Below are 13,535 nucleotides of genomic sequence, written 5' to 3' on the forward strand. Positions count from 1 at the left end.
TACTACTTTAATATCAATATATCTAATGCATTTTGTGCAGCATTCATTTCGGCTTCTTTTTTTGTTTTTCCATAACCAACTCCATATCTTTGTTTATCAACAATAACTTCTGAAATAAAGCCGCCCTTATCAGCAATATTAGTTCTATACACTATATCTGCTGTAGAATGCATTTGTATTAATTCTTGAAATGAAGATTTTGGATTGGAAAAATCATTTTTATTAACTTGGTCTATGTAGGAATCTAAATATTTTAGTATAAATTTCTCAACAAAATTTAATCCTTTTTCAACAAATAAAGCACCAACAAATGATTCAAAAAAATCTGAATCTACTTTTTCATTTTTACCATTAATAAAAGCATTTTTTGAATATCTTATAATGCTTGAGATTCCTAATTTATTAGACAATTTTGATAATGTTTTGTTGCTTACCACATAGGCTCTGTGTTTAGTTGCAATGCCCTCAGTATAACTCGGAAATCTATTATATATTTCTTTTGTAACAATAAACTCAATTATTGCATCGCCAAGAAATTCTAAATATTGATAATTTCTAGATCCTTTGTGCTCATTTGAATATGTTGTATGTGTAAAGGCCTCCATGAATATATTAATATTTTTTACATTACTAATATTTAATGATTGAAGCAAATTAATTACTCTTATTTTAAATTCTTCAATGTTATTCATTTTTTCCACCATTAAATGAATCTAATTTATTTTTTATAATATCAACAATATTATTTTCCAAGGCTATTTTTATTTGATTTAGTGCATTATAAAATGCAATTTCATCACTTCTACCATGTGCTTTAACAATAACTTTTTCTAAACCAACTATAAAGGCACCTCCAGTATTTCTATAATCAAATTTCTTTTTTAATTTTATTAAATCTTTTTTAATTAAAAGACCTGCAATTTTATTTTTTAAATTTAAAAGTAAAATATTTTTAAATAACTTTCCAAAATTCATAAAAGAACTTTCCAAGGTTTTTAAAAATATATTACCTGCATATCCATCAGATAATGCTACATTAACTTTTCCCTCTATTAAATCTGATGGTTCGACAAAACCTTTATAGTTGAAGCCTATTTTCTTCGCTTGATTTTTAATTAATTCATTAGCTTCTTTCAAAATAGGCAAGCCTTTATAATCCTCAGTCCCAATATTTAGTATTCCAAAATTATTAACCTTGTTTCCATATAAAGTACTATAAAAAATATTCGCTATTATTGCTCACTCAAATAAATAATTTGGTTTAATTTCCAAATTAGCTCCAACATCTAAAAGAAAAAAATTACTATTTAAAATAGATGGTATTATTGGCATAAAAGCAGGTCTTGAAACACCATTTAGTCTTTTAATTTTAAGTGTTGCAATAGATATAAATGCTCCACTATCACCACTGCTTAATAAACCATCAGCATTCTTTGTTTCTATCAAATCAAAACTATCAAGCATTGATGATTTTTGCCTTAATAATTCTCTAAAGTTATCAACTTTATGTGTAATGCTATCAGATTGAAAAATTTCAATATTTTTAACTTTATTAATGTCTATAATTGAAGTTATATTTTTTTCATTTCCAACTAAAATTAAATAGTAATTTGGATTTTCTATAGCAAATTTTTTAGCAGCTTTTATGGCTTCTAATTCTCCACCATCATTATTTAATAAATCAAAAATTATTTTTTTCATAGCAATTTTTTACCTATTCGACACTAATAAAATAAGGATAAATTTTTTGTTCTCCTGAATATATTTGTGTTTCGATTCCATAATTTGTTTCTAAATATATAGCTAATTCTTTAGCATCTGCTTCCGATGCATCTTGTCCATAAATTATTGTTACAATTTGTGAATCTATAGACAACATTTTTTCTAATGCTATTTTTGCAGACTCATTATATGTTTTACTAGTTCCAACAATCTTGTTTTGAACAACTGCCATATATTCACCTTTTTTAATCTTAACTCCATTGATTTTTACATCTTTTATTGAAGGAGCTATTTCAGCATACTTAATATTTTTAAGAGTGCTTTTCATTAATAATTGATTTTCTGTTTCAGAATTTTCTTGACTAAAACTCATAATTACACTCAAACATTGTGCTTGGCTCTTTGTTGGAATAATAACTATCTTTTTGTCATTAACTATTGTTGCTGCTTGTTGTGCAGATAAAATTATATTAGAATTATTAGGAAGGATAAAAATAGTTTTTGCATTAACAGATTGTATTGCATTAACTAAATCCTTTGTCGAAGGATTATTAGTTTGCCCTCCCTCGACAACAAAATCAGCACCATATTCTTTTGCAAGATTAATTATCCCTTGGCCATAATTACATGAAATAAGTCCACATTTTTTAATGTTTGAAATTCTATTTAAATCGTCCTTAATTTTATTATTAAAATTGTTTGCATTATCTTTACTATTATTTGCTTGAATAGTCATATTTTCAATTTTAATTTTCACAAATTGCCCAAAACTATTCACTAAATTTAAAATAGAACCTGGTTTTTTAGTATGAATATGAACTTTAAACAAATTATCATCTTGGACAATAACCATTGAAGATCCGTTTTTTTCTAATTTTTGAGTTATTTCTTCTTTGTTAAATTTTTTGGGATTATCTATGTCTAATATAAATTCAGTACAATACCCAAATTCACCATTATAAACTTCAGTGTCGGAAATAAATTTTTTCACATCTTCATTATTATCATTTACTGAAACAGGTTTATCTTGAAAATATAAACTCATCCCTTCAAAGATAGCAAACAATCCCTCTGCTCCTGAATCGGTAACGCCTACATCTTTTAAAACTTGCAAAAGATTAGGAGTATTATCGCAACTATTTCTTGCTAATAAAACAACTTCTTTAAATAATTCATTAAAATCATAATTAATTGAAATTTTTTCCTTAAGATCTTCACTAACTTGTCTAATTACTGTTAAAATAGTTCCCTCAACAGGTTTAAGTACAGCGCTATAAGCAGTTTTAGCGGCAATAGAAAAAGCTTCTACCATATCTATTATTGTTACTTCTTTTTTATCTTGAAATGATTTAGAAAAACCTTTAAATATTTGACTTAAAATAACCCCAGAATTCCCTCGAGCACCAAGTAACATATTTTGTGATATCAATTTAGAAATAACACTTATATCATTTACTTTTTCAGTTTTTTCTAATTCGCTTTTGGCTGCCATTATTGTCATTGCCATATTTGAACCAGTATCTCCATCTGGAACTGGAAAAACATTTAAAGCATTAATAGAATTCTTTTTATTCTCTAAATTATTTGCTCCAGAAATAATTGCTTCTTTTCACTCAATGCCAGTAATTTTATTCATTTTTAGTTCCTTTAATATAAATTTCAAGTTTTAATAATTTGTAATTATTTTTATCTAATTCATAAATTATTCTTTCTTGGATTTCTTCAACTATTGTTTTCGCATATGAATTAGATAAAATTATCACACCAAAATATACACTCACTTGTTTTTCATTATTTACAGTAATCAAAAAAGGGTTATCACTTATATTTTTATCTAAAGGAACAATATCAATTATTCCGGGAACACTTTTTATAGTATTTTCAATAATGCTTTCTATTTTCATTTTAATCCTTAAAATTATACTTATATTTATTTCATTAAATAAAACTTTTTAATAGGAAAAGAATTTGCAATCTTAGATATTTCTTTTTTAATAACGTTGTGTAAGGAAATATTATTTGGTTCCAACAATGCTTTATCAATTAAATCTGCAATAATAATAAATTCATCTTCCTTGAAACCACGAGATGTCATTGCTGCACTTCCTAGCCTTATACCACTAGTTATCATTGGTTTTTCAGTATCATTCGGAATTGAGTTTTTATTAACAGTAATATTCAAATTACTTAAAATGGTCTCAGCTTGTTTCCCAGTTAAATTATAAGAACTTTTTACATCTATAATAAACAAATGGTTCTGTGTTAAACCTGAAACAATTTTTACATTTTTATTTATAAATCTTTGACAAAACACCCTTGAATTCAAAAGCAATTGCTTTTGATATTCCTTAAATTCTGGTTGCAATGCTTCATAAAAAGAAACTGCTTTGCCTGCTATTTGATGAAATAATGGTCCACCTTGATATCCAGGAAAAACTGCTTTATTTATTCTCGAATATATTTCTTCATTATTTGTCATAATAATAGCTCCACGTGTACCCCGTAACGTTTTATGTGTAGTTGTCATTATAATGTCGGCGTATTCTGATGGCGAAGGATGCAATCCAGCTATTATTAATCCAGAAATATGTGAAATGTCTGCAAACAAATATGAACCTACAGAATTAGCAATCTCTTTAAACCTTTTAAAATCAATAATTTGTGAATATGCAGAATATCCACAAATTATCATTTTAGGTTTAACTTTTTTAGCTATTTTTTCAATTTCATCATAATCAAGTTTACCTTCAGCATTTAATTCATATGTATATGAATCATAAAAAGTACCACTAAATGAAATTTTATATCCATGTGATAAATGTCCTCCCGAGGCCAACGATAACCCCAGAACTTTGTCGCCTGGATTTAATAGAGACATAAACACAGCAGCATTAGCAACACTACCTGAATATGGTTGAACATTTACATATTTAACATTAAATAATTCAGACGCTCTTTCTTGCGCAAGCAATTCAATTTTGTCAACGTTTTCACAACCTCCATAATATCTCTTGTTTGGATATCCTTCGCCATATTTATTTGTCAAACATGAACCAACTGCTTTTAATACGTCTTCTGACACGTAATTTTCTGAAGCAATTAACTCAATGTGTTCTTCCTGTCTTTTGTTTTCAGCTTCAATTAACGATTCAATATCTTTATCATATAAAGTTATTTTTTTATACATTTGTCCCTCTACTATTTAATCAAGTAATGATTTATTTTTCTTATTATTTTCTTCAATTTCTATAGCTAATTTTTTTTCAGCTTTTTTAGCTATCGCTCTATTAATTGCTATAACAGGAATTGCTAAAAAAGCTAATCCGACAGCGGGCAAAACTCTTATTCATCACTTTGAAACTTCAACACCTGAAGAAACTAAAAATGAATTCATTGAAAATAATATTGCTACTAAAAAATTAAGAGAAGAAGGTTTTAAAACTTTAAATCCTCAAATTAAAACTGAAATTATTAGAAACTGAAAAATTAATATTGATAAAGAAATGGGTAGAAGCATTGTCCATCTCAACGAGGTTCATTTTGCAGTTTCTTTTATTACTCAACCATCTAATCCTAAAAGTAAAAAACTTAAAAAGGATGGAATAGCAATTAAAAATAATGCTGTAAGTCCAACTTTTCAAGAATCAGATAAAGGTTTTTTTTCTTTAACATTTTTGATTTCAGAATTTTTATATGTTTCAAAATTAATTTTTTTGTTTTTTCACTTTTTATTATTAGACATATATTTCCTTAATAAATTATTTAATATTAATTAATTTTAACAAATTTATACATAAAATAATATTGAGAATTAAAAAGAAAAATACCCTTTAACATAAAAAAGTATTATTTTCTTAAATTAGTTCTATATTAAAGTTATTTTTTAAATTAAAATAATGTTTCTTGATTAGCTTCAGGTAAGTCCTTTAAAACATCTAATGCTTTTAATTCATTAATATTTTTGGAATTAAGTTTTGTTCTATTGACTAAATCTTCTATTGAATAAAATTCACCATTTTTTCTAGCTGAAATAACAGATTCTGCTGCAGTGTCGCCTAATCCTTCAACAGTAACAAAAGGGGGTATTAATGTGTTATTTTTTTCGTCAATTACTCATTCATAAACCTTAGATTTCATTAAATCAATATTACTAATTTTAAGTCCTCTTGCATATAGTTCTTGAGCAATTTCTAATATCGGGATAAAGTCTTTTTCTTTTGTTGATAATGAATTATCATTGTTATTAATTTTAGATCTTAATTCATTTAATTTATTACCAATAAATTGCTTACCAGAAGATAGAATTTTAATATATATATAATCATTTTTAGTTGAAAAATATGCAGCATAAAATTGCAATGGATAATATATTTTATATCATGCAATTCTTCAGGCCATAATTACATAGGCAGTTGCATGCGCTCTAGGAAACATATATTGAATTTTCTTTAATGATGATATATATCAAGTTGGTACATTTTTACTTAATAATAGACCTTCTTGTTCGCTTGTTAACCCTTTTCCTTTTCTGACTGCTTCCATTATTTTAAACGATTCCAATTTATCAATATTTCAAGAAATTAAATTTCTCATAATATCATCTCTACAGCAAACACATTCAACTAATTTCTTTCCAGATTTTACTAGTTCTTCAGTATTATTTGTTCACACGCCTATACCATGGCTTAATCCAGAAAGTAATATTAAGTCATTAAAGGTTTGAGGTTTTGATTCTTTTAACATTTTACGAACAAATTGTGTTCCAAATTCAGGTAAAGCATAGGCTCCTGTCGTTTCACCCGATATATCAGAGGGTTTTAAATTTAATGAATCAGTAGAATAAAACAATTTAATAACTTTATCATCCATCTTTGGAATTTTTCTAGAATCGGTGTTGGTGGAATCTTCCAGCATTTTAATAATAGTGGGGACATCGTGTCCTAATAAATCTAATTTTAAGACACTATCATGAATTAACTCAAAATCAAAATGTGTTGTTAGTCATGAGTTTTTTACTTCATTAGCAGGATAGTTTATAGGCGTAAAATCTTCTGCGTCAAATTCTTTGGGAATAATAATAATTCCTCCAGGGTGTTGACCAGTTGTGCGCTTAACACCTTGTGTTTTAGAGGCTAAGAAGTCTAAATATGATCTGGTTCATATTAACTCATCATGTAAAACGTCTCTTGCATATTTTTTACAAAAACCAAATGCCGTTTTTTCTGCAATTGTGGGAATTGTTCCAGCTCTAAATGTATGTCTTTCTCCAAATAATTCACGCACATAACTATGAATTATAGGTTGGTATTGACCTGTAAAATTTAAATCTATGTCTGGAACTTTATCAGCCTCAAAACCTAAAAAGGTTTCAAAAGGAATATTATGTCCATCATTAATCATTTGTTCATTACATTTTGGACATCTCTTTATTGGTAAATCCCAACCAGACAAAATATGAGGATCTTCACTTCATTCAAAATATTTACAATTTGTACATAAATAATGCGGTTCTAATGGATTAACTTCTGTTATATTTGCTAAATTAGCTACAATAGATGAACCAACACTTCCTCGACTTCCAACTATAAAACCATCTTCATTGCTTTTAAGTACTAATTTGTGGCTTATTCAATAAATAACAGAATAACCATATTTTATTATTGGGTTCAATTCTTTGTCAATTCTATTTTTTATTCGATGATCAATATTTTCGCCATATCTTTCTTTTGCATTTTTATAAACTAGGTCTCTTAATTTTATTTGTGAATCATCAAAAGTAGGGACATATAATTTGTTTTTTATTACTTCAATATTTGGGTCAATTTTGCTTGCTATTTCATTGCTATTATCAATAACTATTTCATTTATCAAGTTTATGTTATTTAAAAATGTAAATTCAGAAATCATTTCCTCTGTAGTCAAATATTGAAATTTTGGGACTGCTATTTCATGATATTTTTTTAATCAATGCAGCCCTCCTCCTAAACTCGGAGCATTAATATATATATCGTGAATTAATTTTTGATAATCATATGTATATCTTGCATCCGAAACAGCTACACAAATTTTATTATTTTGTTTAGCCTTGTTTATCAAATCTTTATATGCAAATTCAATTTGTTCTTTTGTAATTCAATCACTTGAGTATAAATAATTAAATGTTGATATAGGAGGAATTTCAATATAATCAAAGTATTTAATCATTTTGTTTATATTTTCATCAGTACCATTAATAACTTCCTCTCACAACAAAGATAAATTTGTACCAGAACCTAATAATAAATCTGGATCTGGTTTTCATTTATCCAAATAAAATTTAGGTCCATTTTTATAATTAGTTGTCAAGCTAGAAGTAATATATTTAAATAATTTTTTCAATCCTAATTGATTTTTAGCTATCATTCTAACTTCATAACTAAATTTCTTTCCTAACATTTTTGAAGAATCAACTGTATCTAATTCTTTAGAAAGATTTATTTGATACTCTTTTTTTAATTTGACTAATATTCCACATCAAACATTAGCTAATATATTAGCATCATAATCAGCACGGTGTGCTACATCAGCTACATAATTAACATTAAATCTTTTAGATAAATTATTTAATGTGTGTTTTTTTTCATCTGGAAATAAAAATCAAGATAAAGCTAATGTGTCTATACAAACTATATTAGAAACATCTAGCCCATTCTCAATAAATTTTTGTTTACATACATTTATGTCAAATCTTGCATTATGTGCAACTGAAACATTATTATTCAAGATATTATAAATTTTAATAATTCCTTCTTTTTGTGAAATTGCATTTTCTACATCTTCATTAGTTATTTTTGTTAATTTAGTAATTGAAAAAGGGATTGGTCTTGTAGGTTTTATAAAAAATTGTTCATTTTTTACAATAACTCCATTTTCAACATATGTTGCTCCAAATTCAATAATCTCGTTGAACCTTGCACTAAGTCCTGTTGTTTCTAAGTCAAATACAACATATTTTTCTTTAGCTAAATTAAAATCTTTAAAACCATAAAAAATATTATTTCTTGTGTCTATAGAACTTAATGTCGCTCCGTATATTGGGATAATTGATTTATCTTTTACAAGATTATAAAAACTTGGAAAACTTTGAACGCTGTCTAAATCGGTTATTGCTATTGCTCTATGACCATAAAATTTTGCAGCTTTTATATATTCTGAAGGGGTTGAAATTCCATCTTGTGTTGACATATTGGTTCTTAAAGCTAATTCAATTCTCTTATTTTTTGAAGTATCTTTTCTTAACTTTATAACATCATCAATTATTCTCGGAATACCAATACCTAATAATGTTTTACCACCACTAAATTTATCTTGCGATAATTTTCCTTTAACCTCAATTGATTTTCCTACTTCTAGACTAGGAAATTTGTTATTATTTGATAAGAAATAAATAACTTTTATTGCCTCCTCATAATCTGAAATATCTATTGACATAAGTGTTTTTTCATTTTGTATTATTTTTTTAGTTATTCTATATATTTCACCTTTTAAAATTACTTTTTCTTCATAAGATTCATGAGCTTTTTTTATCGACAATTCTAGATATCTATTAGAGTCACTTTTTTTATATTTATTGTAATTTTGGTTAGAATCATTGTCTAAATCAGGATCAATATTTGAAGATGATTTTTTAAATGCTTCCAACTCGTTTTTTATTTTCAATTTCTTACTTTGCTTTTTATCTTCTTGAACTAAATTTAATGTAATCTTTAAATTTGGAAATTTTAGATTATCAAATATTTTTTCAATTTTAGATGTGTTTTCTTTATACTTTTCAAACATATTTTTGTCAAACAAATTAACGGTTAAATTTTTGTCATTATCTATTGAGAAATTATCTACCCCTAATGATGAAAAAATATCTTTACCTTTTATTTTTGAATTTATTACATAATGTTTAAAATAATCAAAAATTAATTGCTTATCATAAACAATAGATCTATAACTAATTTTTAAATCAACTTTTTTAAAACTAGCAGTTAATAGTTTTTTAAATAATAACATGTCCTCTAATTTAGGATGTGATTCTACTATTAATTCAAAAGTTCATTTTCCATTAGAAGTAACGTTTTTTATTTCAGCGTTTTCAAACGCGGTGTTTTTATATTCAAATTTTATTTTATTACATAATTTTATAAAACTATTGTTCATCTTCTTTCTCCTTATTTTTAATTAAATTAAAAGTATTAATGTTGTTCCAATTGTAACTAATGATGTTGAATCAAATCGGTCCATTAATCCTCCATGGCCAGGAATTAGATTAGAGTAATCTTTTATTTTGATTTTTCTCTTTATATAAGAAAATAATAAATCTCCAATAATTGATAAAAATGGTAGAAATATCATGCCAATTACCACTTGCGTGACTTTGGTAAAAACTACATAATTTACATTATTTTTAGGAAGATACATAAGTAAATAAACGCATAATGTGCCAAGTAAATATGAAATAATTGCACCCTCTCAAGTTTTTTTAGGACTAATATGTGGAGAAAATGGTTTTTTAATGATTTTATGACCTAGTAACATTCCACCAAAATATGCTGATGTGTCAACAATAATAGGAATTAAAAATATACATGCAAATAAATATATATTTATTCTATTATAAAGGTATAAAAATTTTAAAAATAAAGGTATATATATTAATGCAAAAAATGTTATAAAAAACTTAGTAAATGATTTTCTTTTTGAAATTAAAAAAAAGAATATTGCAGTCGGTGCAATTATTATTAAACTAATTATTATTGAGTTAGAAAAATTTTGTCAAATAAATAAATTTATAATTTTTTGTAGTTCAAAACTATAAGTTTGATTTTTAAATATAGAATTAGGAATGAACCAGATAGTTGTAGACAATAAGCATAAAATAATATTGAATATCAAATTTAAACCATTTCACGCAATTATTTCCATAGTTGCAACTAATGAAAAAATAATATAAAAAATAATTCCTATTGCTTTTCCATAGTCATTTTTTAATAAATTCGTTGTTAAAAAGAAGGGAACTATTATTGCTAATAATATCAGTGCGGATGTAGTTCTCTTCAATATATTTTTTTTCATAATATTTATTATTACATAAATAATGTTTTTTAGATACTTATTTTTTAATTTTTAAATAATTAAAAAATGACCTAGATGGTCATTAAATCGTTTTGTTTTTCTTGATCAATATTTTGGATTTTTTCGATGCTCTTATCTATTTCTTTTTGAATAATTTCTAAATAATGTTTTTGCAAATCTTCAGATAAATCTTCATCATTCTTAATTTGTTTATTTATTTCTTGTCTAGCTTGACGAATTCCAACTTTTGCTTGTTCTGTAATAACACTTAATTGCTTAACTAATTCTTTTCTTTTATCAGTAGTTAATTGTGGATAAATAATTCGAAGTTGATGTCCTTCATTTGCAATAGATACATTTAATTTGTAATCTAAAATAGCCTTTTCCATTAATTTAATTGAAGCTATATCATAAGGCTTAACAACTAATTGAAGAGCTCCAATAACAGATATTGATGCTAATTCCTCAATAGGAGTTAATGTATCATAATAATTAATTTTAATTTTGCTTATTAAATTTGGGTTTGCTCTTCCTATAGCAACTTTAGTTATTTGCATTTCATAATTGTTAATTACTTTGTTAATTAATTCTTTTAAACTATCAATATATAAATTAAGTTCCATTATTTTTCTCCTTCATTATTTTCGCTAGTAATAATAGTTCGTTTAATATTGTCTTCTAAAACTTTTAAAAGTGAATTTTCTTCTAAGATATTAAAAATAACAATATCAATTTTATTTTCTTTAGCCATCGATGCTGCAGTTTGATCAATAACTTTTAGATTTCTTCTTAAAATTTCATCATAACTAATTCTGTCGAATTTTTTAGCCTCTTTATTTACTTTTGGATCACTATCATAAACTCCATCAACATTATTTTTACCCATCAATATTGCTTCTGCGCCAATTTCACTTGCAAATAAAGTTGCTGCAGTATCTGTTGTAAAAAACGCTCTTCCTGTTCCTCCAGCAAAAATAACTATTTCACCCTGATTTAAATATTTGATAGCTTTTTCATTTATGTATTTTTCACAAACTCGTTCATCCATTGATAAACTATTAAGCACTCTACATTTAACATTATTTTTTTCAAATCCTGATTGTAATGCTAAAGCATTCATTGTAGTTGCAAGCATTCCTATATAATCTGCTCTGACTCTAGGAATACCATTTTTAGCTGCACTTGTACCACGCCAAAAATTACCACCACCAATAACTATAGCAACTTGAATTTTCTTATTTATAATTGACTTTAATTGAAGTGCAAAATTTTTAACAAGCTCATAGTCAATAGCTAGGCTTTTTGTTTTATTAGCTAATCCCTCTCCGGAAAGCTTAATTAATACTCTTTTATATTTCATTTCCCACCTGTTTATTTAATATTTTATAACATTATTTTTATAAATAAATTTATAATCAAATGTTTTAAACTTCTAGTTTTTGGCTAATTTCAATCAACTTCTTTTTTCCTTTTTTGAAAGCATCAAAAACTGCACTTCTTGTCATTGCTAATAATTTTGAAATTTCACCTATACTTAAGTCTTCATTTAAATATAAGTGTAATATTTGAAATTGTGATTGAGGTAAAAATAATTTATATTTTTCAAAAAGTTGAGTAATTTTTTCTCTTTCTTCTATATCAAACATTAAAGACCTTTCATTAGTCCATATATATAAGTTTCTAAATCAAATTCTACTAAATCACTAAGTTTTTCACCCATACCAATATATTTAACAGCTAGTCCTATTTCATCTTTTATTGTTAAAACAATACCACCTTTTGATGTACCATCCATCTTTGTTAATATAATTCCGGTAAGGGGGGTGGATTCTTTAAATATTTTAGCTTGCATTATCCCATTTTGACCAGTTGTCGCATCTAAAACTAATAATGATTCATGCGGACCATCAGAAATTTTATTTGTAATTATTTTATTTATTTTTGCTAACTCAGACATTAAATTAACTTTATTTTGCAATCTTCCAGCAGTATCTATAATTAAAACGTCATAGTTTTCATTTATGCCTTTTTCAAGTGCTTTGTATACAACCGCTGCTGGGTCAGTTTCATTTAAACTAGGTTTTATTATATCTGCACCAATTTTAGACGATCAAATTTCTAATTGTTCAACTGCTGCTGCTCTAAAAGTATCTGCTGCTGCTATTAAAACTTTCTTACCTTGCAATATTAATTTATTAGCTATTTTCGATATTGAAGTTGTTTTCCCACATCCATTTACGCCTACTACTAAGATGATATTTAACCTATTAGATTCTATATTTAAAGAAGTATCCACAATCGAATTTACAGTATAAATAGTAAATAATTTATCAGCAATTATTTCGGTTATTAATTTAGGATCGCTTATATTTTCTGTTCTAACTTCTTTCTTACATTCATTAATTATGATATTAACAAGTTTCATTGAAATATCACTCATAATAAGAATTTCTTCCAAACCCTCAAAAAATTCTTCATCAATTTTGTTATGCTTATTTTGTAATTGTTTAATTGCTGCAATAAATGAATCATTAGATTTAGATAATCCAGATATATAAGTACCTAGTTTATTTTTCTTTTCTAGTTCTTTTAAAGTTTTTTTATATTCCTTTTCTTCTAGTTTTTGTTTTTTACGTAATGCTTGTTCTTCCTCAGTGCCAAACATTTTTTCTTTTAATTTTGCTCAAAATCCCATTTTATATCCTTGATTA

General features: G+C 25.8%; 12 protein-coding genes. All 12 read right to left on the reverse strand.

What is annotated here, in order from left to right; translation table 4 throughout:
* Positions 1 to 2: 2 nt before the first annotated feature.
* The 12 genes from rnc to ftsY all read right to left on the reverse strand — a co-directional run bounded on the left by rnc (position 3) and on the right by ftsY (position 13,519).
* Positions 3 to 692, reverse strand: coding sequence for a ribonuclease III (gene rnc, locus LQ356_RS00415; protein ID WP_405311750.1), 690 nt, complete (start codon positions 690 to 692; stop codon positions 3 to 5).
* Positions 685 to 1,701 (reverse strand): phosphate acyltransferase PlsX, encoded by a 1,017-nt coding sequence (gene plsX / locus LQ356_RS00420; RefSeq protein WP_405311752.1) that lies wholly within the window; start codon positions 1,699 to 1,701, stop codon positions 685 to 687. The genes rnc and plsX overlap by 8 nt, the downstream gene beginning before the upstream one ends.
* 13 nt (positions 1,702 to 1,714) lie before the next feature.
* Positions 1,715 to 3,358 carry a DAK2 domain-containing protein gene (locus tag LQ356_RS00425; protein WP_405311754.1) on the reverse strand — a complete coding sequence of 548 codons (1,644 nt, stop codon included), beginning with the start codon at positions 3,356 to 3,358 and terminating at the stop codon, positions 1,715 to 1,717.
* A complete protein-coding gene (locus tag LQ356_RS00430) occupies positions 3,351 to 3,626 on the reverse strand; it encodes a hypothetical protein (RefSeq protein ID WP_405311756.1) in 276 nt (91 codons plus the stop codon). Before LQ356_RS00430 ends, LQ356_RS00425 begins: the two co-directional genes overlap by 8 nt.
* Before the next feature lie 26 nt (positions 3,627 to 3,652).
* Positions 3,653 to 4,909 carry a serine hydroxymethyltransferase gene (gene glyA, locus LQ356_RS00435; RefSeq protein ID WP_405311758.1) on the reverse strand — a complete coding sequence of 419 codons (1,257 nt, stop codon included), beginning with the start codon at positions 4,907 to 4,909 and terminating at the stop codon, positions 3,653 to 3,655.
* Between the two features lie 15 nt (positions 4,910 to 4,924).
* The gene (locus LQ356_RS00440) at positions 4,925 to 5,464 is read right to left on the reverse strand and encodes a hypothetical protein (protein ID WP_405311760.1); all 540 of its coding nucleotides are present in this window, start codon (positions 5,462 to 5,464) and stop codon (positions 4,925 to 4,927) included.
* A 146-nt stretch (positions 5,465 to 5,610) separates the two neighbouring features.
* Complete coding sequence (locus LQ356_RS00445; protein WP_405311762.1) at positions 5,611 to 9,909, reverse strand: PolC-type DNA polymerase III; 4,299 nt, start codon at positions 9,907 to 9,909, stop codon at positions 5,611 to 5,613.
* 21 nt (positions 9,910 to 9,930) lie between these two features.
* Positions 9,931 to 10,824 (reverse strand): phosphatidate cytidylyltransferase, encoded by an 894-nt coding sequence (locus tag LQ356_RS00450; RefSeq protein ID WP_405311764.1) that lies wholly within the window; start codon positions 10,822 to 10,824, stop codon positions 9,931 to 9,933.
* 71 nt (positions 10,825 to 10,895) lie between these two features.
* Positions 10,896 to 11,447, reverse strand: a complete 552-nt coding sequence (locus LQ356_RS00455; protein ID WP_405311765.1) for a ribosome-recycling factor — start codon at positions 11,445 to 11,447, stop codon at positions 10,896 to 10,898.
* Positions 11,447 to 12,184 carry a UMP kinase gene (gene pyrH / locus LQ356_RS00460; protein WP_405311766.1) on the reverse strand — a complete coding sequence of 246 codons (738 nt, stop codon included), beginning with the start codon at positions 12,182 to 12,184 and terminating at the stop codon, positions 11,447 to 11,449. Before pyrH ends, LQ356_RS00455 begins: the two co-directional genes overlap by 1 nt.
* Before the next feature lie 64 nt (positions 12,185 to 12,248).
* Positions 12,249 to 12,470 carry a hypothetical protein gene (locus LQ356_RS00465; protein WP_405311768.1) on the reverse strand — a complete coding sequence of 74 codons (222 nt, stop codon included), beginning with the start codon at positions 12,468 to 12,470 and terminating at the stop codon, positions 12,249 to 12,251.
* Complete coding sequence (gene ftsY, locus LQ356_RS00470; RefSeq protein WP_405311769.1) at positions 12,470 to 13,519, reverse strand: signal recognition particle-docking protein FtsY; 1,050 nt, start codon at positions 13,517 to 13,519, stop codon at positions 12,470 to 12,472. The genes LQ356_RS00465 and ftsY overlap by 1 nt, the downstream gene beginning before the upstream one ends.
* Between the last annotated feature and the right edge of the window lie 16 nt (positions 13,520 to 13,535).

It is taken from the genome of Metamycoplasma faucium (assembly GCF_045160055.1).
GTDB classification, from domain to species: domain Bacteria; phylum Bacillota_I; class Bacilli_A; order Mycoplasmatales; family Metamycoplasmataceae; genus Metamycoplasma; species Metamycoplasma faucium.